General features: G+C 54.5%; 21 protein-coding genes and 4 pseudogenes. 17 read left to right on the forward strand and 8 right to left on the reverse strand.

The window, feature by feature from the left end; all coding sequences use genetic code 11:
• Nucleotides 1–216 precede the first annotated feature (216 nt).
• The 7 genes and pseudogenes from L0664_RS00120 to L0664_RS18695 all read left to right on the forward strand — a co-directional run.
• Nucleotides 217–1,320 carry a glycosyltransferase gene (locus L0664_RS00120; protein WP_235223590.1) on the forward strand — a complete coding sequence of 368 codons (1,104 nt, stop codon included), beginning with the start codon at nucleotides 217–219 and terminating at the stop codon, nucleotides 1,318–1,320.
• Entirely contained in the window at nucleotides 1,305–2,267 is a 963-nt protein-coding gene (locus tag L0664_RS00125) for a hypothetical protein (protein ID WP_235223591.1), read from the forward strand. Before L0664_RS00120 ends, L0664_RS00125 begins: the two co-directional genes overlap by 16 nt.
• Nucleotides 2,219–3,091, forward strand: a complete 873-nt coding sequence (locus tag L0664_RS00130; RefSeq protein WP_235223592.1) for a hypothetical protein — start codon at nucleotides 2,219–2,221, stop codon at nucleotides 3,089–3,091. The genes L0664_RS00125 and L0664_RS00130 overlap by 49 nt, the downstream gene beginning before the upstream one ends.
• A gap of 139 nt (nucleotides 3,092–3,230) precedes the next feature.
• The gene (locus L0664_RS00135; RefSeq protein ID WP_235223593.1) at nucleotides 3,231–4,421 is read left to right on the forward strand and encodes a hypothetical protein; all 1,191 of its coding nucleotides are present in this window, start codon (nucleotides 3,231–3,233) and stop codon (nucleotides 4,419–4,421) included.
• A gap of 154 nt (nucleotides 4,422–4,575) precedes the next feature.
• Entirely contained in the window at nucleotides 4,576–5,496 is a 921-nt protein-coding gene (locus tag L0664_RS00140; RefSeq protein WP_235223594.1) for an NAD-dependent epimerase/dehydratase family protein, read from the forward strand.
• Nucleotides 5,493–6,164 (forward strand): sugar transferase, encoded by a 672-nt coding sequence (locus tag L0664_RS00145; protein WP_235223595.1) that lies wholly within the window; start codon nucleotides 5,493–5,495, stop codon nucleotides 6,162–6,164. Before L0664_RS00140 ends, L0664_RS00145 begins: the two co-directional genes overlap by 4 nt.
• 905 nt (nucleotides 6,165–7,069) lie before the next feature.
• Nucleotides 7,070–7,324 (forward strand): annotated as a pseudogene (locus L0664_RS18695) (IS21 family transposase); the annotation flags it as partial.
• A 144-nt stretch (nucleotides 7,325–7,468) separates the two neighbouring features.
• Here the strand turns inward: L0664_RS18695 and L0664_RS00155 are convergent.
• Nucleotides 7,469–8,509 (reverse strand): annotated as a pseudogene (locus L0664_RS00155) (integrase core domain-containing protein).
• A gap of 440 nt (nucleotides 8,510–8,949) precedes the next feature.
• Between L0664_RS00155 and L0664_RS00160 the strand changes: the two are divergent.
• From L0664_RS00160 to L0664_RS00175, 4 genes and pseudogenes are all read left to right on the forward strand, one after another.
• A pseudogene (locus L0664_RS00160) lies at nucleotides 8,950–9,144 on the forward strand (transposase); the annotation flags it as partial.
• Between the two features lie 227 nt (nucleotides 9,145–9,371).
• A pseudogene (locus tag L0664_RS00165) lies at nucleotides 9,372–9,524 on the forward strand (IS3 family transposase); the annotation flags it as partial.
• Between the two features lie 226 nt (nucleotides 9,525–9,750).
• Nucleotides 9,751–9,975, forward strand: coding sequence for a hypothetical protein (locus tag L0664_RS00170; protein ID WP_235223597.1), 225 nt, complete (start codon nucleotides 9,751–9,753; stop codon nucleotides 9,973–9,975).
• A 585-nt stretch (nucleotides 9,976–10,560) separates the two neighbouring features.
• Nucleotides 10,561–10,905 carry a hypothetical protein gene (locus L0664_RS00175; protein ID WP_235223598.1) on the forward strand — a complete coding sequence of 115 codons (345 nt, stop codon included), beginning with the start codon at nucleotides 10,561–10,563 and terminating at the stop codon, nucleotides 10,903–10,905.
• A gap of 144 nt (nucleotides 10,906–11,049) precedes the next feature.
• On the opposite strand, the gene L0664_RS00180 is transcribed toward L0664_RS00175, so the two are convergent.
• The 7 genes from L0664_RS00180 to L0664_RS00210 all read right to left on the reverse strand — a co-directional run bounded on the left by L0664_RS00180 (nucleotide 11,050) and on the right by L0664_RS00210 (nucleotide 18,476).
• Entirely contained in the window at nucleotides 11,050–11,832 is a 783-nt protein-coding gene (locus tag L0664_RS00180) for a carbon-nitrogen hydrolase family protein (RefSeq protein WP_235223599.1), read from the reverse strand.
• Entirely contained in the window at nucleotides 11,829–13,511 is a 1,683-nt protein-coding gene (locus L0664_RS00185; RefSeq protein WP_235223600.1) for an amidase, read from the reverse strand. The genes L0664_RS00180 and L0664_RS00185 overlap by 4 nt, the downstream gene beginning before the upstream one ends.
• Nucleotides 13,508–14,539, reverse strand: a complete 1,032-nt coding sequence (locus tag L0664_RS00190) for a histone deacetylase family protein (protein ID WP_235223601.1) — start codon at nucleotides 14,537–14,539, stop codon at nucleotides 13,508–13,510. Before L0664_RS00190 ends, L0664_RS00185 begins: the two co-directional genes overlap by 4 nt.
• A 69-nt stretch (nucleotides 14,540–14,608) precedes the next feature.
• Nucleotides 14,609–15,637: an extracellular solute-binding protein gene (locus L0664_RS00195; RefSeq protein ID WP_235223602.1), complete on the reverse strand. Its 1,029-nt coding sequence runs from the start codon at nucleotides 15,635–15,637 to the stop codon at nucleotides 14,609–14,611.
• An 18-nt stretch (nucleotides 15,638–15,655) separates the two neighbouring features.
• Nucleotides 15,656–16,462, reverse strand: coding sequence for an ABC transporter permease (locus L0664_RS00200; protein ID WP_235223603.1), 807 nt, complete (start codon nucleotides 16,460–16,462; stop codon nucleotides 15,656–15,658).
• Entirely contained in the window at nucleotides 16,459–17,385 is a 927-nt protein-coding gene (locus L0664_RS00205) for an ABC transporter permease (RefSeq protein WP_235223604.1), read from the reverse strand. The genes L0664_RS00200 and L0664_RS00205 overlap by 4 nt, the downstream gene beginning before the upstream one ends.
• A complete protein-coding gene (locus L0664_RS00210) occupies nucleotides 17,385–18,476 on the reverse strand; it encodes an ABC transporter ATP-binding protein (protein WP_235223605.1) in 1,092 nt (363 codons plus the stop codon). The genes L0664_RS00205 and L0664_RS00210 overlap by 1 nt, the downstream gene beginning before the upstream one ends.
• Before the next feature lie 202 nt (nucleotides 18,477–18,678).
• Between L0664_RS00210 and L0664_RS00215 the strand changes: the two genes are divergently transcribed.
• From L0664_RS00215 to L0664_RS00240, 6 genes are all read left to right on the forward strand, one after another.
• On the forward strand, nucleotides 18,679–19,956 hold the full coding sequence (locus L0664_RS00215) for a flavin-containing monooxygenase (RefSeq protein WP_235223606.1): 1,278 nt from the start codon (nucleotides 18,679–18,681) through the stop codon (nucleotides 19,954–19,956).
• A 22-nt stretch (nucleotides 19,957–19,978) separates the two neighbouring features.
• The gene (locus L0664_RS00220; protein ID WP_235223607.1) at nucleotides 19,979–20,395 is read left to right on the forward strand and encodes a RidA family protein; all 417 of its coding nucleotides are present in this window, start codon (nucleotides 19,979–19,981) and stop codon (nucleotides 20,393–20,395) included.
• A complete protein-coding gene (locus L0664_RS00225; RefSeq protein ID WP_235223608.1) occupies nucleotides 20,392–21,066 on the forward strand; it encodes a DUF1028 domain-containing protein in 675 nt (224 codons plus the stop codon). Before L0664_RS00220 ends, L0664_RS00225 begins: the two co-directional genes overlap by 4 nt.
• Before the next feature lie 15 nt (nucleotides 21,067–21,081).
• Nucleotides 21,082–22,578 (forward strand): aldehyde dehydrogenase, encoded by a 1,497-nt coding sequence (locus tag L0664_RS00230; protein ID WP_235223609.1) that lies wholly within the window; start codon nucleotides 21,082–21,084, stop codon nucleotides 22,576–22,578.
• Between the two features lie 14 nt (nucleotides 22,579–22,592).
• Nucleotides 22,593–23,531 carry a LysR family transcriptional regulator gene (locus L0664_RS00235; protein WP_235223610.1) on the forward strand — a complete coding sequence of 313 codons (939 nt, stop codon included), beginning with the start codon at nucleotides 22,593–22,595 and terminating at the stop codon, nucleotides 23,529–23,531.
• 95 nt (nucleotides 23,532–23,626) lie between these two features.
• Nucleotides 23,627–25,696: an oxidoreductase gene (locus L0664_RS00240; RefSeq protein WP_235223611.1), complete on the forward strand. Its 2,070-nt coding sequence runs from the start codon at nucleotides 23,627–23,629 to the stop codon at nucleotides 25,694–25,696.
• Nucleotides 25,697–25,709: the final 13 nt, after the last annotated feature.

The raw sequence follows: 25,709 nt of genomic DNA on the forward strand, positions 1-25,709 counted from the left end.
CATGAACCATGAAAGGGCGGTAGGATCAATTAATTAAGGGGTCCTGATACTAGTTACATTTTAGGGAATGTAGTAATTTAGGGAATGTAGTAATTGTGGTCGGCCTAGGCGGAACTATGCGCTACAGCAAATTGTCCAAAATACTAACTTGATCGTTGGACATCAACTCGTGTACATGACGTATTCCAAGTGTCGTTTTTGTTAAATAGGCTGTCCATGAAGCGCATTCTCTTCTTTGCCCCGTCAATCAATCGGGGGCGATGGCACCCTTTGGTCGATGAATTCGCGAAGACCAATGACGTACAATATTTCACACCGCGTGGGTTTTGGCGTGGGTCGGGCCAAGGTGAAATCACATCGCTGATGGATGCGACGGTTAGTAAACATGGAGCGCTTGAATTCCCGTTGGGGCGCAAGATTGCGAAAATCATTAAAGACTTTAAGCCTGACCTGATACACAACTTCGGCGAGCCTGCCTATCCTGTGAGTTACTTGGCTGCGGTTCATGCGGGTGATGCGGTCATGTCTTGCAAGTTTTCCCAGAACATCTATCAAAAATGGCCACGCTATTTTGAAAGGCGCGAGGCCTTCGTGTTGAACCGCGCCAATGTGATCCATGCTCCGGCTGAGCAAAGCCGCGCAATTGCACATCAAAAAGACCCTAATGCCAATGTTGAAATCGTGCCTTGGGGCGCGTCCGACATCTTCGAGGCCCCCGCGATCCAGACGAAGCGCGACCAGATTTTGTTCGTCGGCAAGCTGATCGAACGTAAGGGCTGGCGCACTTTGCTCAATGCGTTGGAAGCCGTTGATTTGCCGCCCGAGGCCGAAGTGCTGATGGTTGGCAGTGGCCCTGACACGGACGAAGCCAAAACGATGATCGCCAACGGGCGCTACGCGGGTCGGATCAAACTGATGGGGCAGGTGCCCCATGCCGAATTGTGCAAACTCTATCAAAGTGCTCGCATGGTCATCATGCCGTCCAAGCATTCGGACGGGTCCGATTGGGGCCACGGCAAGAAGTACAAGTTTATGCGCGTCAAATGGGACGAACAGTTTGGCATGGTTGCAGCAGAGGCCATGCTGGCGGGCGCTCCGGTGGTGCATTCCGATAACGGGTCTTTGCCAGAAGTTGTGGGCTACAGTGATCTGTGTTTCAAGCAGGGTGATCCAGTAAGTCTTGCGGCTGTGATGAACGCAGTGTTGGCCAAGACCGACTCCGAACATGATGCCATCAGTGATGCGATGATTGCGCACGCGCAGAGCTATCGTTGGGAAAACGTCGCAAACCGCATGATAGATTTGTGGAACCAGCAGTGACGTCCCGCTATTTCATTTTGGGTGCCTCGCGCTCTGGCAGTTCCATCGTGGAATTGGCATTGGCAGATTTGACGTCGGCCACGGCCCTTGGCGAAGTTCGCTGGGTCTACAAACGCGGCATTCAGGACAATGACATCTGCGGGTGTGGGCAGGATTTTGCAGACTGCGATTTCTGGCAGGGCACAATCACGGAAGACGTGCGCGAAAACGCCAAAGACCTCGATCATCTGCGCGCAACGTTTGACAACCCGCTCAAACTGTTTGCGGCCAAATACGGAGCTGTCATCGCCCCAAGGCTGGCCAAAGATTACAGTGCGTATACTGCTGAGCTACGACGGTTGTACGCGTCCATAGATGCGGCGTGCGACGGCCCGATCATTGATAATTCAAAGCGACCCTATTATTCGATCGCCGTGGCCGATGCGCTGTGTACAGACGTGGGGAACTTGGTCTTTGTTCACGTCGTGCGCAACTCGATTGATGTGGTGCGGTCATGGGCCAATTCCAAAGTGCGCGAAGAAAGCCAGTCCAAGGAAATGATGCCAAGTTACTGCGCGGCCAAGGCCATTGTATTCTGGACGATCTACGTTTTTTCCCAACTTTTGATCCGTCTGTATTTTTTGCGAAAATCTCATTTTTATCTGTCGTTTGACGACCTTAAGGCAGCTTCGGGTCAGCTCTCTGTCAGCATTGATGGCGTGACGCAGGATGTGGCATTGGGCGAAATGTATCTCGACAAGGTTGATTATCATTCTGTGTCTGGAAACCCAGATCGGTCTAGGTGGGCGGGGGGCGTGTCGGTCAGGCCGTCCAAAGCCCGCTCCAAGACAATCAAGGAGTGGATATGGTACATTCCCTTAAGTCCCGCATTGTTGGCAAACGCAGTGCTAAAGGCGTTGTGTCGTTCCTCGTTGCCAATTTCTTCGGGCGCGTCACAGGGCTCTTAATTGATCTTACAGTTTTGGCGAGCGCCGAGACTGACTTTCTAGTCACCTACTTTACAATGCAGGCAGCGATCCAGTTTCCGTTCGCGATTTCGGGGTCTTATGCCGTTCACTTTCGCAACGCCGAAGGGTCGGGGTGCAACTTTGCGTTCCTAGCTCTCAGTGTCCAGTTTGTGGGGTTTTGGTTTGGCGGGATGTTGTCACCCGAGATCCTGACCTTGCTCGCGTTTGAGGCTCTGACGCTTTTCGTGATCTTCAAAATCGCCAAATCAAAGGAGCTGGTTCTGGTCTTTCCGTGGAGCGGCGTGGTGTTCAATTGTCTGTTACTGGTGTGCCTGATCATCTTTGGCACGCAGAATATGTTGCCCTGGTTGGTCGCAATTTTCCTGTCGCGATTGGTGTTTTGCTTTTTGATTCTTGCGTATCTGCGGTTTCAAAACTCAAAGGTGTCGGATGTTAATGACACAGCACTTGGTCAGGATGACGCCCCCAACAATGTCCCCAGTTCGCGCCGGTTCTGGATCGTGTTCTTTCGCCAATTCGTCTTCATCAATGCGCGTTTCCTAGTGCCTGAACAGTTCTTGGCCATTGTCGCGATTGCCGGGCGGATCGCCCAAAACGCCTTTGTTTTCATCCTTTACCCCATCTTTCTGTTTGGCGATGTGGCGTCGATAGGGCTTGCTTTGGCCTATGGGGCCGCTTTTGGCGTCGTCACTGGCGGGGCAGTTTGGTTGGTCTCCGCCGAGCTGGTACCAAGCCTGATCATGTCGGTTCTGGTTGCATCATTGGTGGTTTTCGAAGTAAAGTCAGGGGGTCCCAAAAGGTAACGTAAGGTCAGTTTTGTGGCTTTGTTTTTTTTGGTTTAAAGTACTCGGGAATAGTGCCGGCTTTACGGGTTGATCTGATGTCGAGAATGTAGGGTTCGCAAGACGTCCTCTCATGGGACAAGCGTCAAGAGGATAAAACTTGGTCATAATTGCCGCTCTGATCGCTGCGCTTTTTTATTGGGCGGCACGCAATATTACCTGCCATGCGCGTGTCCTTTCCCTCACGTTTTCAGTGCTGACCGGAACGGTCTTTGGTCTTCCACTTGCGACGATTTTCCTCGGCAAGGGGATCTGCCTGATTCTGACGATCCTTGTAGATGTCATGTTGACGCGGCGAATGGTGATTCCCGCAATCGTTTTCAAACGTCCGCAAGCGTATTTCGCTTTGTGCCTGGTTGGTCTGCTGCCCGGTATGGTTCTCGGGGTTGCAGCAGGGCACAGCGCGCAAGACATATCCGTTGCGCTTTTTCTCGTGATATCGCCCATTTTCGGATACGTTCTTGGGATTGCGACACCAAATCAACCGGTCTTGCGCGAAAGCTGGGTGAACGTTCTAATTCTGACTGTCCCGCTTATATTCCTGCTGTTTCAAGGGTTCGCGTTGAATCTTGAACGGCTTGTGTTCGGGTCCATCGCAGTCGGTGGGCTTTATGGGCATATTCTTTTCCTAATTGTGGCGGTCTCTGCTCTGTCCGGCCCCAAGCGTTGGTTTTTGTTGGGGATCAGCTTTTACGACGTGATCTATGGCGGGTCGCGCCGATATCTGTTGCCAGTTGCCGGATTTGTGGTCTACTATTTCCTGGCCGGAGGCGAGCAAACCCGAAAAGTGATCCGGTCACGAAATACGTTTATCAGGGTCGGCCTTGTTATCCTCGGTGCGGTTGCCGTTGGTTTGGTCGCCATTGTCCGGCCGGACATCTTCGTCGCCGATGTGCGTGGCGTCGGTTACCGGGTCGTACAGAATGCGATCTTCTGGGAATATATGGATACCCCGCTGACGTGGGCGGCGGGGCTAGGGGCGGGTTACAGTTCGCTCGAGCAATATTCTGCCACATGGTACGAAGACTTCGGACCGCGGCTTCACAGCTATTATTACTCGATTCTTATGAATTTCGGGATTTTGGGACTGGTGCTTTCGGTGCTGCCTCTGACGCTTCGGTTTCGTATTTTCATCACAAGCGGCCACATCGGTTTTGCAGTGTTTTCGCTTGGTTGGATCATCAGCGGGCAGTTTGACACGCCGCCCGATGGTTTCTGGGTGATTGGGTGGTTGGTTGGATATTGCGAGCGTATCGGAGTGAATTCGGGGCAGGATTCGAGAAATAGCTAGCGCCGACACCACCCCACTGTTTCTGATCCATTCATCAATGGAGCAATTTGGTTAATTTATCCATCAACAGCTTGGTGAATTTACGCTCTAATCGCTTATCGTATTGACTCCATCTATCCGACTTTTATATTTTTCGCTTCAAGGGGTATAATTCATGCGACATAGGATACTATTCACAGGTGCCAATGGACGATTGGGGCGGGTGCTTCATTATCACTCTGACGCGTTTGTAGATGTAGGCCTAAAACCACTCTTTCAGTCACGACGTTTGGAGTTGGGGCCCGAATGGGTGCAGTGGGATGGTCAAGACCCCACCGGCTTGCGGGATGCTTTGAACGGTATTGATATTGTTGTGAATTTGATTGGCCGCACGCCAAAACCAGATGATGCGACCAACACTAACCTCACCGCCGAAATGGAAGAGGTTAACCATGGGCTGGCACTGCGCATTGCCGATATTGCTGAGGCCGCTGGCGTGAAAACATTTTTTGCGCTGTCATCTTCTTCAATTTATGGCTCTGCTGTTCCGCCGCTTGATGAATCCCAAGATGGGATCCCGCTGGCCGAATACGGTGAAAGCAAAAAAGCGATGGAGCATGAGTTAGAATGTCGCACCGGCCCAATGACCTGTGTGTCATTGCGATTGGGCAATCTGGCTGGCTGTGATATGCTTTTGGGTAACGCCTTGAAAGCCAGTAAAACAAACCAGCTTAAACTTGACCAATTTCCTTCTGGCTTCGGACCATTGCGATCATACATCGGGCCACGAGACTTTGCCTACCTGATCGCGCAACTGGCCCGCAAAGCCAAGGATGGTGTGTTTCTACCGCCTCGTTTAAACATCTGTTCAAGCACCCCGGTGAGAATGGATGCACTGCTGAAGGCGTGGAATGCGTCAGTGCCGGACCCAATTGAATGGGAGTACCGAAAAGCAACGGAGGCCGCGACCGAAATGGTTGCGCTAGACGCGGCTCTGTTAGATAGGGTTGCGCCAGAAACAACGCGAGTATCGGAAGTAAAAGAGATGGTCGCGCAAGTCCTAGAAATTTTTCCGCCCAAGAGATTTCTCTCATGAAACACAAGTCTTCCGCGGGCTACACAGGTAAGCGTTTTTTTGACCTCTTTGTCGTTCTAGTCTCGGGCATTGTTACGTTGCCGGCCATCCTGATGGGTGCAGGGGTGATGGCGCTTCGCAAAGAGTTTCCGATTTTCTACATTTCCGAGCGGATGAAATCGGTCGATGAGCCTTTTGACCTGGTCAAGTTCCGAACCATGGAATCTCTTCCAGAATCCGAAGCCGATAGCGGTGTGTCTGGCGGACATAAAGCGTCGCGCATCACCAAGACCGGGCATTTCTTGCGCGGCAAACGCTTGGATGAGGTACCACAACTATATAACGTCTTGCGCAATGAAATCAGCCTTGTTGGGCCGCGCCCGCCGCTGCACAGCTACACCGCAAGATTCCCCGAGATTTACTGCGAAGTCTTGAAATCGAAGCCGGGTATCACTGGGTTGGCGTCACTTGTGTTTCACCGAACAGAAGAACGCCTATTGGCGCAGGCCAACTCGACCGAAGAAACTGACCAAATTTATTCTACGCGCTGCATTCCGCGCAAAGCCAAAATTGACCTGATCTATCAGAAACGTGCGTCGGTCAGCACGGACCTTTATGTATTGTACCTAACGGCGGCAAAATTGATGCCGTTACCCGGGCGTCGGGCGCGCCGGGTCCGCGGGCGCTGAGAAGAGAAAATGAAACGCAGGGCGTTCCGGCACGAAGATTTTGCAGTCCCAGACGTCAGATTTTTGGAGTGTTTGTGTGTGTGTGTCAGAACTTATTGGTTGGGATTGATATGGTTGATTCTTTATCGCGTTTTATGAAGAGTATGTTGTCGTTGGATTTTGATTAGAGTTCGGATCGGGCTGCATTTTTCTGGCGTTTGTTTTGTAGTGCTGGACAGCGTTTCCGATTGAACGAATTTTTGCGTCTTGGCCGATTGCGGTTTTAGTGATGTATGTTGCGTCTTTTTGATAATGGATTTGTGTGTTCCGATGATCAAGCTGGTGGCGTTTGACATGCGGGGGGCGTTACGTGTTGCATTGGTGCTTGGGGGGGTAATCTCGCTTAGTAGCTTTGTTCTGGATGTGGGGTCTGAGCGGTCGATAGATGTGACTTTTTGCGATTGTAAAACGCGGAGCAATATTGGTCCACAGAAACGGGCCCAAGATGCGGTTGTAGCGGATTAAAAGTCCGCCAGTTTGTGCCCTTCGTTTAAGCGGAGGGCGGGAGATGTATTCTGTGGATATTTTTAATCGTGTGCGTCGCGCGTGTTTGAAGGATGGCATGTCTGCGCGAGAAGCAGCGCGATATTTCATCAAGGACCGCAAGACGATTGCGAAGATGTTGCGTCATGCGTTTCCACCGGGAATATCGGCGCTCAGAAGCTCCGCGCCGTCCCACGCTTGATGGCTATGTTGGTATCATTGATGAGATTTTGCGGGCAGACAGAGCCCTGATCAAAAAGGAACGACGCACTGCAAAGCGCATCTTTCAGCGGTTGCGTGACGAGCATGGGTATGTGTGCAGCCTGACGACGGTGACCTATTATGTGCGCGAGCAAGAGCGGCGACCCAAAGAGGTGTTTGTGCCTTTGTCGCTTCGTCCGGGCCATGCGCAGGTAGATTTTGGCGCGACGCTGGATATAATTGGCGGCATGGAATGCAAGATCCATTTCTTTGTGATGAGCTTGCCGCATTCGGATGCGGTGTTTGCGAAGGAATATCCTGCCGAGACGACCGAGGCGTTCTGCGATGGTAATGCGTCAGCCTTTGCATTCTTCGGCGGCACCCCCCAATCCATTCTTTACGATAATACCAAGATCGCTGTGGCGCGCATTTTGGGGTGTCTGTTGAGGGTGAGATAGGCCACCTCGGGAGCCCTCGTGGCAGAGCGTGGAGAGGCCGAGGACGGCCACGGTATTGGACCTGACCTGTGCCCCAAGTTCCCTCCAGCTTTGGGCGGAGTCCTTGGGGTTAAATCTTTGGCGTTAGGCCGCCATCTTGTCCGTCGCCTTTCTCTGCAAAAGTTCCATCGGTGTCAGGTTGCCCAATGCTGAATGTGGTCTGCGCCAGTTGTAATCCTCTTGCCATTCTTCAAGCGTTTTGCGGGCATCGCGCAATGTGCCAAATAACGTTTTATTCAAACATTCGTCTCGAAGCTTGCCGTTGAGGCTTTTGATGACGCTGTTCTGCTGGGGCTTGCCCGGTGCGATATAGTGCCAATCGATACCCGTATCTTGAAGCCATTTGAGGATTGCCATGCTGGTGAATTCGGTACGGTTGTCCGACACAATCGTCTTTGGTATGCCGCGTTCGGCGATCACCTTGTCCAGTTCACGTGCGACGCGGCGACCAGACAGCGATGTGTCAGCCACCAGCACCAAGTTTTCACGACTAAAGTCACCAACGACTGCCAAGATGCGAAATCTGCGACCGTCTGTCAGCGCATCTAACACGAAGTCCACGCTCCAGCGTTGTTTGGGCCATCCGGCAGCGCCTACAGCTTCTCTTCACGGTAGATGCGCCTCACTTTCTTGTGGTTCACCTCAAAACCTTCTCGGGAGATCATCACGTGAATACGGCGGCAACCAAACCGACGCCGTTCACGCGACACGCGATTGATTGCATCTCGCAGTTCCACATCATCACCACGGCGCGACAGATATCGCACGGTTGACCGGTCAATCTGCAGCACATCACACGCCGCTGGCTCACACTGTGCGCTTCGCACAAGAGAACCACCGCATTCCGCTTTGCCACGGGCGTCACCATTTTTTTGAATTGATGTCTCGCAGCATGGCATTGTCCGACATTTGTTCTGCCAGCAGCTTCTTCAGCTTGCCGTTCTCGTCCTCCAAAGCCTGCAATCGCTTTGCGTCAGAAGGTTCCATCCCGCCATAAGTCGATTTACATTTGTAGAACGCCGCACAGCTGATCCCATGCCGCCGATATACGTGGGCCGTCTTCTCACCGGAGTCCTGTTCCTTGATCATCGCAATGATCTGTTCGTCCGTAAATCGTGCCTTCATTTGTCCGTCCTTTTGCTGGCCGGACTCTACACAAATTTGGAGGAGTTGTAGGGGCGCAGGTCAAATCTCAAATATTAATTAAACCTAGAGAAACAGCTTTGACAGAAACAGCATCAACCGATAACCCGGTCTCCGCGCTAATCCGACGGATTGACATGCCAGCATTCCATAATCTAACTATTTCCTGCTCTAACTTTTCCATTAAAGGTGCTCCTTATCCATGAAGAAAATAAAACAGTATGTTCATCTAATCAAGTGTTGATTCCACTTGATTTAGTCTTGATAGAGGATGTCTACAGCCTTCCGGTCTCGTGCTTTAAAACCGCGTCGATTGTGCAACCAAAAAACCGAAGCCTAATGATTGACCTGCCCCGTCTTTGTTGCACAAATCGCCCCTTGCGAAGATTCACTGTCTGAATCCAGCGTGCTAGCTGGCGGCTATGAGTAAATGGGCCCCTACGAAGTACAAGACCCGGAACTGGGCAGAGTATAACCTTTCGCTAAAGCAACGCGGACCGCTGTCGATCTGGTTTGATCCGGAGATGGTGTGGGAGGCCGTGCCTTCTGGCCGACGAGGACGTCAACAAGCCTATAGCGACGCGGTGATACAGGCCTGCCTGACCCTCAAAGTTGTTGAATGTCACTGAGAACTGACCCGGTAGCCCCATAAATTGTCACTGAGAATTGACCCATGTGAACACATTGCTCTGACAGTTTTGTTCAGGGAGACATGGAGTGATCGACATGGGATTTTTGAGTGTCATTCGACGCTGGGCTGTCTGACGTCATCGCTTATGGAACCAAATAGAGCAATTTGCTAAGAGAGGGTTTGTTGCTCATCGTAGCCAGTGAGGAGTGGAGGATGAGAAAGACAACGAAGAGCCCTGGCGAGAAGATCGTCAAAGACATCAAGCGTGCAACGCGCAAGCACTATTCATCCGAGGAGAAGATCAGGATCGTGCTGGATGGGCTGCGCGGCGAGGACAGCATTGCTGAGCTGTGCCGCCGTGAAGGGACGAGAATGATGTTGGCCATGCGTCGAATTGGTGGATTTAGTCGCCAACCCGAGCACAGTCTCTGTCTAAATCAAGCTGTGGAGATATCTGTAAGGAGTTAATGTCACTTATCCGTAAGAAACCCGCATACTTAGTCTTTTGTTAACCGAGACTAGTCAGTCTGATGATGCTCACGATCTGGGGACGTAGCGCGAACGAGGGTTTTGAATGATAAAGGGACAAAGAATGACCAACGGAATTGGACGGGCGCTTTGGGAAATCTACGAAGATGCAGTGAAGAGTATGCCAAACGAAACTGATGCGGGCGTTGCTGGAGCGACACTCAAGTTCGTGGCAGCCTTTGAGCAAGAACTGGAAGCCGCAAAGATCGATATCTATTGCAAGTCAGCGCTTCAGGCTGAACAGAACAATCAAGCGATAATTCGCCAGAACCGGTTAAGTTCTGTTTAACGTTTACGTCATGTTAACCACTTGGTCGTCTTTTGTTCCGGAACTGAGAATTGGAGTACAAACATGCCAAACAACATTAGCCAGTCACTCGTTGACCGAGCGCCTTACTTGAGGCCCATCCGGACCAACCACAGCTGTCCTGTTGAGCGCGACAGGCTGCTCTTAGCAATCAATGATGCGGACCAACTAGGTTTTGAGGCTACAAAGGCGGCTTTAATCAACCTGTTGCGACAACACGAGAGCGTGGCATAATTAGTGCGGCTGATTATCAGAATTTTCGTCTCCATATCGTTGCTAACGCTCGTGATCTTGTGGTTTGCGATACCGCTCAACTGGGTGATCTTAGCCTATCTGCTTGTCACTGGCATTCCCGCTATTGGCTCGCAAACCTTATCCTATCTTGAGTACCGAAAAAAGTGAGTTAAACCCGCTCAATGACGCGCAAAACTCCATTTTCCGCTTTTGAGCTACTGCTCTGTAGACTTGATAAGTAAACCGTATGACCGCTTTGGGCCGCCTGCAATAGCGGCCCAAGTTCACTATATTTCAATCGCTTCGGAGATTGCGAGCGCGTCTTCTAGTTCAATGCCTACCCGCACCGTTCATCTGGTCCAGGCTCGCTTCGCCAATCATGGCAGCGTTGACACCGTTGGTTACGATATTTCGAGCGATTTATATGGGCCACCCATCAAAGATAAGTTGGAGGTTGCTACACATTCTGCTACACAAACTGCAATACGAAAGAAAATATTTTTATTAAATATCAATATGATAAAGGCGCAAAATTTTGAACGCGCCTCATCCTCGGTCCGCCATTTTTCTATTTTAATTCATAAATTTGGAGTGGTGGCGGTTTTTGACCTCCAGCTGACCTCCCGTGCCATTCTGGAGATGGGTGGCGTTAAGGGTCATTGCTTGGCTCCAAGCTAAACCATATTTTTCGACAAGGGCGGGAACGGATATTCGCTGTATTGTATGCTGAGGGCAGCGATGCGGCGCGAAGGTGCCGTTGGCGATCTTAGAAGGAATGTCCGCTTAACCAGCGCGATCATGTCATGAAACCTTGCCACGGTCCTAAGAATACAAATCACTCCGGCGATCTTTGAGATGCGAGAGAGACTTGCGAACCCGCGTAATTTTATCCTTTGAAATGTCGGCAAAAATCATCTCCTCGCCCGAACCGGCGCGTGCGATGTCGATGCCATCAGGTCCTGTAACGCAGGATAAGCCGCAATATTCAAACGCGCCCTCGACGCCAACGCGATTGGCGTAGGCAACATAGATTTCGTTTTCTTCGGCGCGGGTTGGGACGACCCGTGTCGCCACGCCAATATAGGGCTGCATGTTCGCCGTCGGAACCAAAACGACGTCAGCGCCAGCGCGCGCATATGTCCGAACCAGTTCAGGAAATTCGACGTCATAGCAGATGGCGAGCCCGACGGACCAACCACCAAACTTCACCAGTGGGCACAATGTATCCGCTGCGCTGAATGCGGCGCGGTCTACGTCACCAAACAGATGCGCCTTGCGACACACCGAAAGGATTTCGCCGGAGGCATCGATCAAGACAGCCGCGTTAAATACTCGGTTTCCGTCAATCTCGGGAAAGCCGCATAGGATGCCGATACTGTGTCGTCTGGCCATGTCGATCAGGCTTTGCACCATTGGTCCGTCCCGTGGCTCAGCCAGCTGGCGAATGCGGCTGGCGCCAATGTTATATCCAGTAAGCGCCATTTCGGGGACGATGATCAGATCAGCCCCGCCGCGCGTCGCATCGGCGCATTTTTGATCCAACACCTTGGTTGTTTCGGCCACGCTGCGGTCCGCCGACATCATCTGGTAGAGAGCTATTCTCATGCTGTCCTCGGGGGTGGGGTGCGATAGGGGCCGGTTGCCTCAAAGGCGCAGGCGAGCGTCAATAGCGCGTTGTCAGAGTAGGCACGCCCGGCAAATGTCAGGCCGACAGGCATTTGGATGTCGGCCACTGTGCCCATCGGAACCGTGACAGTCGGAATACCAAGATGTCGGATCGCAAGGTTGCCGTTGGCGACCCAGACACCGTTTTGCCATGCGATATCAGCTGATGCCGGATTTGTATCCGCGTCCGTCGGGCCGATGTTCGCGACAGCGGGGAAGATCACTGCGTCGAACGCATGGGTGTCCATCCAGTCTTCTAGGTCTATGCGTCGCGTTTCCTCTAGTCCGCGCAGCCCGTCCGCGAGGGTCGGGATGCTGCGAAAGTCGTCGCGCGGGGTGGCGCGTGCGTGGGCGGGATAATCGGCGATGTCATCTTCAAAGCCTGTGTAGCGGTCTGGCAGGCTTCCCGCGGGCGCGGGGAAAATCTGCGCGCCATCCACATCGGCCAAGCGGTTAAGATGGGGGTCAGCGTTGGTTCCTAGGAAATCATCCCAAGCCCAGACCGATAGATCGGTGATTTCATGGTGTAGGTAGCCCTTAGGTAGAAGGCCGCGTGTGCGAACGTTTGGGGCACCTGCGCGGTCGCCTTCGTAGTTTGTGATTACGGGAAAATCGACCACCACGACTTCAGCGCCCGCTTGTTCGAGTGCGGCTTTCGCAGCGCCCCAAAGGGCCATGATTGACGGGCGCGTTGCGATCTTTTGCCCTGTGGGGCCACCGATTCCTATGTTTTCGCCAATGCCAGCGTCCGCGTCTTCGTTGATGTACATCGCGGGGACGCCGAAACGCTTTCCGGACAGTGATCCGCCTGCCAATGTCGCGTAAGTTGTTGGCCGCACGTCAGACGCTGACGGCAGAGAGACCCACGGCTGGTTGCGCCAAAAGTCCCCTCGCGTGTCGGGATCGTCTTTGACCAAAACATCCAGAACTTCGAACATATCAGCCATGGTGCGCGTGTGTGGCACGACCACGTCCATTGTGGGCACCAAGGGCCAATTGCCGCGCACCGATATGACGCCTCGGCTGGGGGTGTAGGCACATACCGCGTTGTTGGATGCGGGTGCGCGCCCGCTGGACCATGTTTCTTCGCCAAGGCCGAAGGCGGCGAAACTGGCGGCAGTCGCGGTCCCCGATCCGTTTGAGGAGCCAGAGGCGAAAGCAGCGGTCAGGTAATCTGCGTTGTAAGGGGATTCAGCGCGTCCATAGAGTCCGCGTTGCATCCCGCCGTTGGCCATGGGCGGCATATTCGTCAGGCCAAGAAGGATCGCGCCCGCCTTGCGCAGCTGTGCGATGGCAAAGGCGTCATCAGTCGCGATCAGGTCGGCAAAAGCGGGCGATCCGGCGGCCACGGTGAGGCCTTTGACCTTATAACTGTTCTTGGCGGTGTATGGGATGCCATCTAGCGGGCCGAGGGTTTTGCCAATTGTGCGCCGCTTGTCGGATGCCTCAGCTTCGGTCAGTGCATCGGGGTTGAGAACCGGTATGGCATTCAGGCAGGGGCCACCCCGGTCATACGTCTCGATGCGATCAAGGTAGGCTTGCACAAGCGCAACGCTGGTGGTTTCACCGTTTTCGAGCGCGTGACGCAGGTCCGCTATAGAGGCCTCGACGACGTTCAAGACGCGCTCTCGAACCCTTGCAGCACGTTGACTGTGTTGACGCCGATTTCGGCGATGTCATATCCGCCTTCCATCACGAACAGGGTTGGCAGGTTCAGCGATGCGATGTCCGCGCCGTAGGTCGTGAAATCGTCGGACGTGAGTTTGAAGAAACTGATCGGATCGGTTTCAAACGTGTCCACACCAAGCGAGATGATCAGCGCGTCGGGGGCGTAGTCCGCGATCTGTGCAAGGGCTTTGGCAAGTGCTGCACGCCATGTCGCAAAGTCTGTGTTGGGCGGCATTGGGTAATTCACGGTAAAACCAGCACCGGCGCCGCTGCCGGTTTCATCCGCGTGACCAAGGAAATGCGGGAACGCATCCATCGGGTCGCCATGAAGTGAGACAAACAGCACATCGTCGCGGGCATCAAAGATATCTTGGGTGCCGTTGCCATGGTGGAAATCCACATCAAGGATCGCGACGCGCGTGGCACCCGTGTCCAACAAATGCTGGGCAGCGACGGCGGCGTTGTTGATAAAACAATAGCCACCATACATGTCGATTGCCGCGTGGTGGCCCGGTGGGCGGCAGAGGGAAAACACGGATTTTGCGCCGTCGTTCAGGCGTTGCGCACCCGTCAATGCGACCTGTGCCGCCGCATATGCTGCCTCCCATGTGCCCTCTGAAATCGAGGTTTCACAAGCAAGGGCATAGTAGCCAAGACGGCCTTCGATATGGGTTGGAATGTGTGTGGACATGCGACGCGCGGGCCAGACTGTTGGCATGGCTTCGCCTGCGAAACCCTCGGCCTTCCAATCGGTCCAAGCAACTTGCAGAAAGTCGATAAAGCCTTTGTCATGGATAGCCAGGATCGGGTCCATGCCGAAATCATCGGGCGCACTTATGGGGCCAAGGTTCACCGCGCGCACGCGGTCGATGATGTATTCAGCGCGGGACGGACGTTCAAACGGTTCCACAAGCTCGCCACCAGAGAGTTCGGTTTTTGAATTCCGTAACTGGTGGCGTTCGGTGAAGATCGTTTCCATGTGCCGTCCTTTCAAATGAGAACAGCGGCCCCAACGCGTGGGACCGCCACTGATCAGACCAAGCGTTGCTTAGTTCTTCAGGTTCGTCCAGATTTGGTCGTAGACCGCCTGTGTTTGTTCATCGCACACGGCGATAAAGGACCCTTCACCTGCTGTTTCTGGTGGGTTGGATTCTGGGAGGGTTGCCAATTCGGGATCAAGGTATTCCTCGGCACCGGTCACACCCAGACCGTAACGTGCGTAATTGGACACGGCCGCGATGTTTTCAGGCTCTAGCATGAAATCCATAAACGCAATCGCGCTGTCGCGGTTTGGTGCGTCGTTCAACAAAACCACGCTGTCCATCCAAACGACGTATCCTTGGGTCGGGAAAGCGTATGTGATCGACGCGCGGTCCTCGCGGGCTTTTGCGCTGAAGCCGTCAAAAATCATGCCGACGGACACATCGCCAGACACCAGAACTTCGCGCGCCGTGTCTGAATTGAACGATGCCCAATGGGTCTTCGCCTCTTGCAGCATGTCGTTCAGCGCCTGAAGCTCGTCACGATCCGTAGAACACTGCGGGATACCCATGTGAATTGACGCCATCGCCAGAACTTCGCCCTGGCTATCCAGCATGTTAATTTTGCCGGACAATTCTGCAGGCGGGTTGAATAGCAAGTCGGTTGTGTTGATGTCACCGTCATAGTCATCGGTGTTCACCGCAAAAGACGTGGACCCCCACTGATAAGGAATGGAATGCGCGCGACCGGGGTCAAACGAAGGGTCGGCCCATTCCGGCGCAATGTTTCCTTTGTTGGCAAGTTCACCGTCAGCGATCGTATCAAGGAGGCCTTCGCCGGCCATGATCGAGACCATGTAATCCGTTGGAACAGCGACGTCATAGGTGCCCATTCCACCCGCCTTGAGGGACGCGAGCATCGCTTCGTTTGAATCAAACGTATCCATCGTGACGGTGATGCCGGTTTCTGCCGTGAATTTTTCAAGCAGCTCAGCGGGGATGTATTCAAACCAGTGGTAGATCACCAGTTCGCCCTCGGCCGCGGCGGTGTTCGCGAGCAGGGCAAGGGCCATTGCGGAGGATGTGAGCAGTTTCATATTTTTAACTCCCTTTTGTTATTTCGTATTGTCCCACTTCGAGACGAAGTAGGAGATGGTCACCATCACGACCGAAAGGCTGAGAAGCATCGTCGAGATGGCCATGATGTTGGGCTTGAGCCCTTGTTTCACCGAGCCAAAGATCGCCGTTGGCAGGGTTTCGACACCCGCACCTTTGACGAAATTGGTGATGATGAAATCGTCAAGGCTGACGATGAACGCCAGCAAGAAGCCCGAGATGATACCGGGCATCATCAACGGGAAAAGGATGCGACGGAACGCCTGCGCTTTGGTGGCATAAAGATCCATCGCAGCGTGTTCGAACGTGTCCTCAATCCCCTGCATCCGCGCCTGAATGGGCAGGTAGGCAAAGGGGATGCAAAACGCGATATGGGCCACGAGGATCGTCATGTAGCCGCGTGTGAACCCGATGGAATTGAAGAAAATCAGCGTTGCCACCGCCAGCACGATTTCGGGCACCATGATTGGCAGTGTGATCAGCCCAAGTGACGGTGTGCGCAGGCGGTATTTGCCGCCCCGCACAATCGCTGTTGCCGCCGCCGTCGCAATGGCCGTTGCCGTGGTGGCCGCGATGATCGCGATGGAAAACGAATTGACCGCCGCCTGTTGGAACTTCGCACTTTCGGGCCCACTGAAAACATCCACATACCAGCGCAGGGACCACCCACCCCAAGTTGTAATCGATTCCGACGCGTTGAACGAATAGGCCGTCACCACGATCAGCGGCGCATAGAGGATGAACATGCACACAAGGGTCATTGCCCGAAAGCCTGTGTAGGTTTTGACGTCTGTGTTCACGCTCATGTTGCGGCCCCCGCACGGCGTTGTTGCTGCGCAAAGATCAACAGCAACACCAAAACCATGCTCAGCAAGATCATCGATGCCGCCGCCCCGAACGGCCAGTTGCCCGCGTTGCCTTTGAACTGTTCTTCGATCAATGACCCGATCATAAAGTTCTTTGCGCCGCCCAGCAGATCAGGTGCAAGGAACGCGCCAAGGCTGGGCACAAACACAAGGATACAGCCCGCAATGACGCCCGGTTTCACGGCAGGCAGAACGATGCGGCGAAGGGTCGTAAACTTGGTCGCGTAAAGATCAGCGGCAGCCTCGGACATGGTAAAATTGTAACGTTCAATCGATGCGTAAATCGGCAGCACCATGAATGGCAGGTAGCTGTAAAACAGGCCCAATTGCACGGCAAGGTTGGTGTTGATGATCTGCAAGGGCTCACCGATCAGGCCGATATTGAGCAATGCGTCGTTCATTGGGCCTTCGTCGCGCAGCAGGAATTTCATGGAAACCGTGCGGATCAACAGGTTCACCCAATAAGGAATCGTGATCAAAAACACCCAGAGCGCGCGTGTCCCGTCGGGCCGTGTGGCAATGAAATAGGCGGTCGGAAATCCGATCAGCAGCGACATGATTGTCGCCAATCCCGCCTGCCAGATCGAACGCCAGAAAATTTCGATATAGGTCCATTGCAGCGTCGGGTCGCTATCCCCGAACAGTCCGCGATCAAAGAAGAACTGGTCATAGGCCGCCAGCGTAGGTTCCCAGATGACGCCACCGCGAAATTCCTTGGTGAGGAATGAATAGATCACCATGACGCAGACGGGCGCGAAGACGAAGAACCCAAGCACCAACCACGACGGCATCAACAGCCAATGGCGGGCCTCTTTATAGGTGTCCGATGCGGCAGAACCGCCAGAGGCCGCACCACCCGCCATTAATCAACCAACAGGCGCGCAGCACCTGCCTCCATGTTCACGAATGCAGGGCTGCCTGGTTCAATCAGGCGTTTATTGCCGCGCTCGGTATTGGACGTGCGCACGGTGATCTTCGGGCCCCCCTCAAGATCAAGCATCGTTGAGATATCGGTGCCGATATAGATATTTTCTGTCACGGTGCCTTTCAGGCTGTTCCCGTCTGACGCTTGGTCCGACAAAACCAGCCGTTCCGGGCGCACGGACAGATGGACGCTTGCACCCACGCTTACGCCGTCAACTGCATCACAGATCAGTTCATGGCCACCGCCGATGTGACACTGGGCGCGGCCATCGGTGATCTTGTCCACAGATACCTCAAGCAGGTTGGTGTCACCAATAAAATCGGCCACGAACATATTGCGCGGGTGTTCATAGATATCGCGTGGTGCGCCAAGCTGCTGCAATTCACCTGCCGACATCACGGCGATTCTGTCTGACATTGTCAGGGCTTCTTCTTGGTCATGGGTGACGAAAATAAACGTGATCCCGGTTTCACGCTGGATATGTTTCAGTTCAATCTGCATGGCTTTGCGCAGTTTGAGGTCGAGTGCGGACAGGGGTTCGTCCAGCAACAGAACTTTGGGCGATGGGGCCAGCGCACGGGCCAGCGCGACACGTTGTTGTTGACCACCCGACAGTTGCGCAGGCTTGCGTTTGGCGAACTGGGACAGCTGTACAAGGTCCAACATCTCACCCGCACGCTTTGCGGCGTCTTTGCGGGAACTGCCCTTCATTTCAAGGCCGAAACCGACGTTTTCAAGCACCGTCATATGCGGGAAAAGCGCGTAGTTTTGAAAAACCGTGTTCACGGGGCGCTTGTGCGGTGGCAGTGTTTTGATCTCGTCTCCGAACAGGTAAATCCCGCCCTCGGTCACGTCCTCAAATCCTGCGATCATCCGCAAAAGCGTTGTCTTGCCGCAGCCAGACGGACCCAAAAGAGTAAAAAACTCATTGTCCCGAATGCCCAATGAGATTTTCTGCAATGCTGTGAAATCGCCGTAGCGTTTGATCGCATCACGCACATCAACAGCGATTTCTACGGTATCATTCATGTCACGTTCCCATCGGTTCTTAAGAACGGTAGCGCCGCGATCCAGAAGTTGTCACCACGCAAATAGCGAAGGATGACTTAGGCGAAACCTAATTTTTGAATTAAAATCTTAGCCACACCCTAATCAAGACTAATGCAGACTATTCTTTTCGCGCTTCCTTCAAACGGCAATTCTGGGTGCAACCGATTGGGAGGGCCATTGGATGCCAGTTGAAAAGATCGACACGCTCGTCGTTGGAGCAGGGCAAGCAGGGATTGCGCTTTGTGAACATCTTGGCCAACAAGACGTGCCGTTTCTGGTGCTTGAGAAAAGCCGCATCGCAGAAGCCTGGCGCACGTCGCGTTGGGATGCGTTGGTCACAAACGGCCCAGTATGGCATGACCGTTTTCCTAATCTTGAATTCAACGGCAACGCACCGGATGAATTTGTCGGCAAAGACCGTGTGGCCGATTACATCGAAGAATACGCTGACATGGTGAATGCGCCGGTGCGCACGGGCGTAGAAGTGCTGAGTGCTGAACCGTTCAAAGACCGTGCAGGTTTTCGGGTTGAGACATCTGACGGCGTGATCGAGGCGACGCGGATCGTGTCGGCCACGGGCGCGTTTCAACACCCTGTTATTCCGTCAATCATCAAAAATGATGCGGGCGTGGAGCAGATGCATTCTCAGTCATACCGCAACCCCGATCAATTGGCCGAAGGTGCTGTAATGGTCGTTGGGGCCGGATCATCAGGCGCGCAGATTGCGGATGAATTGAACCGAGCGGGGCGCAAAGTATTCTTGTCTGTCGGCCCCCATGACCGCCCGCCGCGCCGCTATCGTGGTCGTGATTTTGTCTGGTGGCTTGGCGTCTTGGGCCTATGGGATATGGCAGCGCAAAAACCGGGAACCGAGCATGTCACAATTTCCGTCAGCGGGGCTTATGGTGGCCGCACTATGGATTTCCGCCGTCTGGCCAGTGAGGGTGTGACGCTTCTTGGCCGCACGGAGACCTACCAGAACGGCGCGCTGACCTTTGCCGATGATGTGCGCAAGAACGTCGATGCGGGCGATGACAATTACAATAAATTGCTCGATGACGCTGATGCCTATGTGGATGCCATGGGGCTCGATCTGCCGCTTGATCCAGATGCGCACCAGACATGGCCCGACCCGGATAGTCTGAACAACCCGATCCGCAGTCTGGATTTTGCCGCCGAAGGGATCACCACGATCATCTGGGCGACAGGGTACAAGCAGGACTTCAGTTGGTTGAAGGTCGATGCGTTTGACGACAAGGGGGCACCCATTCATCAGCGTGGTGTGTCCAAGGAACCGGGGCTCTATTTCCTTGGCCTTCCATGGCAGTCACGCCGCGGATCGACCTTCCTGTGGGGCGTGTGGCATGACGCGAAATTTGTCGCCGACCAAATTGCCATTCAGCGCGCTTATGCGGATTATGATGGTCAGGCCGAGGTCGTAAAAGCGGCCGCCGAATAACCCAAAACCGAACGGAACCCCCATGGCGCACACACGTATTCGCAAATTCAATACGGGCGAAACCTATCCCGAACAGAACCTCGACAATGACCTGTGTCAGGCCGTTGTCACGCAGGGTGGCAAGACGGTCTGGCTGCGCGGGCAGTGTCCGCAAAACCTTGATGACGCCAAGAATATCGACAGCCATGATCCGGTTGAGCAGACCCACAAGGTGATGCAAAATATACGCCAGTTGATCGAAGAGGCAGGCGGGTCGATGGAGCATCTGGTCAAAGTCGTCGTCTACATCACAGACGTGCGCCACCGCGAGGCCGTCTACCGCACCATGGGCGAATACATCAAAGGCGTGCATCCTGTGTCCACGGGTTTGGTCGTGCAGGCCTTGGCGCGCCCTGAATGGTTGGTCGAAATTGACGGCACGGCGGTGATCCCGGAATGACGTTTTCACTGGTCGCCCGCTGTGCCGAGACTGGCATGTTCGGATTGGCGATTTCGTCGTCCTCCCCGGCTGTGGCCGCGCGCTGTGCCTATGCGCGCGCAGGGGTTGGGGCCGTGGCATCGCAAAACGTAACCGACCCGACATTGGGGCCATTGGCGCTGGACCTCATGCAAGGTGGCATGGGCGCGGCTGAGGCGATTGCGGGCGTGCGCGATCTGGGCAAGTTCATCGAATACCGTCAGGTTCTAGCGGTGGACAAAACGGGTGCAACGGCGATCCATTCGGGTCCAAATTCCCTTGGCATCTGGACGCAGGCTCAAGCGCAAGACGTGGCATCGGGTGGCAATATGTTGGCCAATGACGGTGTGCCGCAGGCCATTGTGGATGGGTTTCTGTCCAGCACTGGCCATCTTGGCGATCGTCTGATTACCGCGATGCGTGCAGGTCTCGCCGCGGGTGGTGAGGCTGGGCCTGTTCATTCTGCGGGCATGCTGATGGTCGATAAGGTCGCGTGGCCCGTGGCGGATTTGCGCTGCGATTGGACCGATGATTGCCCGATTGAAAACATCGCCACCGCTTGGGACATCTACAAACCGCAATTGGACGCCTATGTGCAGCGTGCAATTGATCCACGCGAGGCACCGTCTTACGGCGTGCCCGGAGACGAATAAGCAAGGAATATCAATATGCTGGATTACACCAAAGCCGATTGGACGAAACGCGCCGCTGGCCTGACATTGCGCCATCAGGCCTTCATTGGCGGTAAATTCGTTGATGCGGCGTCCGGTGAGACGTTCCAGTCTATCAACCCTGCGACAGACGCTGTGTTGGCCGATGTGGCGGCTTGCGGTCTTGAGGATGTGAACCGCGCCGTGGCTTCGGGCCGCGCGGCGTTCGAGGCGGGCGTTTGGTCCCGCACTGATCCTGCGCACCGCAAAGCCGTGTTGTTAAAACTGGCCGACCTCATCCGTGCAAACCTTGAAGAATTCGCGCTTTTGGACAGCTTGGACATGGGCAAATTGGTGACGGACGCGGCAACTATTGATGCACCGGGATCCGCGCATTTCTTCCAGTGGTACGCTGAAGCCATCGACAAGATTTATGACGAAGTCGCGCCAACCGCCCCCGGCGATTTGGCAATCGTGTCCCGTGTCCCATTGGGAGTGGTCGGAGCCGTCACACCGTGGAATTTCCCGCTGGATATGGCAACGTGGAAAGCCGCCGCCGCATTGGCGGCAGGTAATTCTGTCGTGCTGAAACCTGCAGAACAATCGCCGCTGTCGGCACTACGCCTCGCCGAACTCGCGGTTGAGGCGGGCGTTCCCGATGGCGTGTTCAACGTCGTGCCCGGTTTTGGTCATACGGCAGGGCAGGCCTTGGGGCTGCACATGGATGTGGATTGCTTGGCCTTCACCGGTTCGACCGCGATTGGCAAAAAGTTCATGGAATATTCGGGCCAATCCAACCTGAAACAAGTCTGGCCAGAAACGGGCGGCAAAAGCCCCAACCTTGTATTCGCGGATTGCGAAAATTTGGACGCGGCGGCGGACATGGCGGCCTTTGGTATCTTCTTTAATCAGGGTGAGGTCTGTTCAGCTAATTCCCGGCTTTACGTGGATCGTTCGATCCAAGCGGAGTTGGTGGAAAAGTTGATCGCGCGCGCACAGGGCATGCAACCCGGTGATCCGCTGGATCCCGCGTCCAAGATGGGCGCAATTGTGGACCGCAAACAGACCGAAGGTGTCATGAAATTCGTCGACGCTGGCAAGCAAACGGCCAACCTTGTCGCGGGTGGCGAACAAGTCCAAATCGGCGGCAAAGGCTGTTTTGTGCAGCCGACGATTTTTGATGATGTCCACCACGATGATCCCTTGGCCCGCGACGAGATTTTTGGCCCCGTGCTGTCCGTCATTCCTTTCGACAAAGAAGAAGACGCCGTTCGCATGGCCAATGACAGTGTCTATGGCCTTGCTGCGTCAGTCTGGACGGACAACCTGAGCCGTGCGTTGCGCGTGTCTGATCGCCTTATGGCAGGCACCGTGTCGGTGAACACGGTGGATGCGCTGAGCGCGATGACGCCGTTTGGGGGCATGAAACAATCGGGCTTCGGGCGTGATCTGTCGCTGCACAGCTTTGATAAATATACGGCCCTGAAAACGACGTGGATTAAGTACGCGACTTAACACATAATCCTGCAATGGCATTGCGTTTCACACTTCGGCAATTGGAATATTTCGTCACCGTTGGCGAACAAGGATCAATTGCGCAGGCCAGTGCACAAGTGAATGTATCGTCCCCATCGATTTCGGCGGCAATTTCCCAGCTTGAAGAAGAATTCGGCCTGCCGCTGTTTGTGCGTAAACATGCCCATGGTCTTAGCCTGACGCAGGCGGGGCGGCAATTCATGGTGCAAGCGCGCAAGGTCTTAGCAGAAGCGGACAGCCTTAACCGATTGGCCGGATCCATTTCCGGTAATGTGCAAGGCCCGCTGAGCATCGGATGCCTTTTGACCTTTGCGCAGGTGGTGTTGCCTGCCGTTCGCCGCGAATTTCAGCAAGACCACGCAAACGTGCAGGTGTCGCAGATCGAATGCGATCAACAGACCCTGATTGAAAAGCTGCGGCGCGCCGATATTGACGTGGCCTTAAGTTACGATCTAGAGGTGCCGCCCGACCTGGAATTCATACCTTTGCGGTCCTTGCCGCTCTATGCGGTTGTGGCCGCCAATCACCCTTTGGCGCATCACAAGTCGGTTTCGGTAGAAACATTGGTTGAATACCCGATGGTCTTGCTCGATCTGCCGATCAGCCGCACCTATTTCCTCAGCGCGTTTGAGAGCGCTGACGTCACGCCGAACATTGTCGAACGGACCCGCGATATGGCAGTGATGCGATCGCTTGTGGCGAATGGGTTTGGGTTTTCGGTTGCCAACATTCGGCCCCATTCTGATCTATCACCAGATGGCCGCGCACTCAGCTTTATTCCGCTTGAGGGGCCGCCGCGCCCGCTGCGGTTGGGGTTTATCGTGCCAGTTGGCGCGCGCAGTATTTTGTCCGTGAACGCCTTTATCGATCATGCGTCACAAACGATATCCAATTGGGGCTACCCGGGGCTGCCTGTTTCTGGCGGCGCTTAACCCCAGCCTAAGCCATGCTTTCATAACCGTGACTTTAGCCTAACCCATATTTCTGTCACCACTGCGTAAAGCCGTTTCCTTGCAGGAGTATTACCGTGCGCGACCCCCGCTACGACATCCTTTTTGAGCCGATGCAAATTGGTCCTGTGACAGCCAAAAACCGGTTTTACCAAGTGCCCCATTGCAACGGCGGCGGGTATCGTGATCCGTCCGCTGCGGCCGAGATGCGCGGGTCCAAGGCCGAAGGCGGTTGGGGGGTGATCTTTACCGAACAATGCGAGATGCACCACACATCCGAAATCACCCCCTTCATCGAATTGCGCCTGTGGGAGGACAAAGACATCCCGATGTTGCACAAGATGTCGGACAAGATGAAGGAGCACGGGGCGCTGGCGGGTATTCAGTTGGCCTATTCCGGTGTGAATGGCCCGAACCTTTATTCCAAAGAAGTGCCCTTGGCTGTGTCCGCGCAGCCCATCCGCACGTTTACAAATGACCCCGTTCAGGCGCGTGCGCTGGACAAGACCGATATCAAGGATTTGCGCCGTTGGTTCGTGAACGCGGCGAAACGGTCAAAGGAAGCGGGCTTTGATCTGATCTGTTTGTATGGCGCGCATGGCTTTGGTATTTTCCAACATTTTCTCAGCCGCGCCACAAACCATCGCACGGACGAATATGGTGGCAGTCTGGAAAACCGTGCGCGGTTCGTGAACGAAGTGATCGCCGATATGCGCGACGCGGTTGGTGACACCATGGGCATCACCCTGCGCGTATCGTTAGACGAAACCATCGGCGATTTAGGTTTTTCTAACGCTGAAGTCCGCGAATTTGTGGAGATGAACCGCAACCTGCCAGACCTTTGGGATTTGGCCCAAGGCACATGGGAGGATTGTTCGGGCCCGTCGCGTTTCAAAGAAGAAGCCGCGCAGCACGAATTGGTCAAAGGCATCCACGAGTTGACGGACAAGCCCATTGTTGGGGTAGGGCGGTTCACCAGCCCCGATGTGATGGCGAAGATGATCAAGACAGGCACGCTGGATTTCATCGGTTGCGCGCGCCCGTCGATTGCCGATCCGTTTCTGCCCAAAAAGATTGAAGAGGGGCGTATCGAAGACATCCGCGAATGTATCGGCTGCAACATCTGTGTCACGGGTGACATGACCATGTCGATTAGCCGTTGCACCCAGAATCCGACGTTCATGGAAGAATGGCGCAAAGGCTGGCATCCCGAACGGATGAACGTACAGGGCGATAGTTCCAACGTTTTGGTTGTCGGCGCTGGTCCTGCGGGCCTAGAGGCCGCGCGCGCTGCCGCCGAGCGCGGCTATGACGTGGCCTTGGCCGAAGCTGGTACAATTTTGGGCGGGCGTGTCGCGCGTGAACGTCACTTACCCGGCCTCAGCGCATGGGGTCGTGTCGCCGATTACCGTGAATATCAACTGAGCCAGAAGGCCAATGTCGAGAGCTATTTTGACAGCGAACTCGACGCGGAAAGCATCCTTGAATTTGGATTCGAAAACGTCTGCATCGCGACGGGATCAAAGTGGCGGCGCGACGGGGTGTCACGCCAGCACGTGGTGCCGTTTGCAACCGATGCAGCCATGCCGCTGTTCACCCCCGACGATCTGATGGATGGTGCCACCCCTACCGGCCACGTCGTGGTTTACGACGATGATCATTATTACATGGGCGGTGTCATGGCCGAATTGCTGATCCAGAAAGGGTGCAGTGTCACGCTTGTGACGCCCGCAGCCTACGTCAGCGAATGGACTTTGAACACGCTGGAACAGCATGAAATCCACCGGCGCTTGGCCACGATGGGTGTGAATATAGAACTTAACCGCGGGATCACTGCGATTGGCAAAGACCACATTGAAACCAATTGCATGTTCACGGATGTGAAGCGTCCCATGGAATGCGACGGCGTTCTGCTGGTGTCATCGCGGTTGGAAAACAACGCGGTCTACAACGACCTCAAAGCGCGCGAAGCAGAGTGGGCCGATGCGGGCATTAAATCGGTCAAGCTGATTGGTGACGCGAATGCGCCGGGGCCGATTGCATGGGCGACTTACGCAGGCCACCGCTATGCCCGTGAATTGGACGGCGTGGATATCGGCGATGCCCTGCCATTCCGCCGCGAGATCACGCAGCTTGCCGTTGACTGACACAGGCCATCGC

The organism is Octadecabacter dasysiphoniae, from assembly GCF_021532615.1.
Classification (GTDB): domain Bacteria; phylum Pseudomonadota; class Alphaproteobacteria; order Rhodobacterales; family Rhodobacteraceae; genus Octadecabacter; species Octadecabacter dasysiphoniae.

Bases quoted from the DNA above. Each gene is read 5' to 3' on its own strand.
- L0664_RS00210 (WP_235223605.1), bottom strand. From the start codon at position 18,476: ATGAATGATACCGTAGAAATCGCTGTTGATGTGCGTGATGCGATCAAA.
- L0664_RS00220 (WP_235223607.1), top strand. From the start codon at position 19,979: ATGGCGCACACACGTATTCGCAAATTCAATACGGGCGAAACCTATCCC.
- L0664_RS00230 (WP_235223609.1), top strand. From the start codon at position 21,082: ATGCTGGATTACACCAAAGCCGATTGGACGAAACGCGCCGCTGGCCTG.
- L0664_RS00195 (WP_235223602.1), bottom strand. From the start codon at position 15,637: ATGAAACTGCTCACATCCTCCGCAATGGCCCTTGCCCTGCTCGCGAAC.
- L0664_RS00200 (WP_235223603.1), bottom strand. From the start codon at position 16,462: ATGAGCGTGAACACAGACGTCAAAACCTACACAGGCTTTCGGGCAATG.
- L0664_RS00225 (WP_235223608.1), top strand. From the start codon at position 20,392: ATGACGTTTTCACTGGTCGCCCGCTGTGCCGAGACTGGCATGTTCGGA.
- L0664_RS00180 (WP_235223599.1), bottom strand. From the start codon at position 11,832: ATGAGAATAGCTCTCTACCAGATGATGTCGGCGGACCGCAGCGTGGCC.
- L0664_RS00140 (WP_235223594.1), top strand. From the start codon at position 4,576: ATGCGACATAGGATACTATTCACAGGTGCCAATGGACGATTGGGGCGG.
- L0664_RS00205 (WP_235223604.1), bottom strand. From the start codon at position 17,385: ATGGCGGGTGGTGCGGCCTCTGGCGGTTCTGCCGCATCGGACACCTAT.
- L0664_RS00215 (WP_235223606.1), top strand. From the start codon at position 18,679: ATGCCAGTTGAAAAGATCGACACGCTCGTCGTTGGAGCAGGGCAAGCA.
- L0664_RS00190 (WP_235223601.1), bottom strand. From the start codon at position 14,539: ATGGAAACGATCTTCACCGAACGCCACCAGTTACGGAATTCAAAAACC.
- L0664_RS00170 (WP_235223597.1), top strand. From the start codon at position 9,751: ATGACCAACGGAATTGGACGGGCGCTTTGGGAAATCTACGAAGATGCA.
- L0664_RS00120 (WP_235223590.1), top strand. From the start codon at position 217: ATGAAGCGCATTCTCTTCTTTGCCCCGTCAATCAATCGGGGGCGATGG.
- L0664_RS00145 (WP_235223595.1), top strand. From the start codon at position 5,493: ATGAAACACAAGTCTTCCGCGGGCTACACAGGTAAGCGTTTTTTTGAC.
- L0664_RS00175 (WP_235223598.1), top strand. From the start codon at position 10,561: ATGCCTACCCGCACCGTTCATCTGGTCCAGGCTCGCTTCGCCAATCAT.
- L0664_RS00235 (WP_235223610.1), top strand. From the start codon at position 22,593: ATGGCATTGCGTTTCACACTTCGGCAATTGGAATATTTCGTCACCGTT.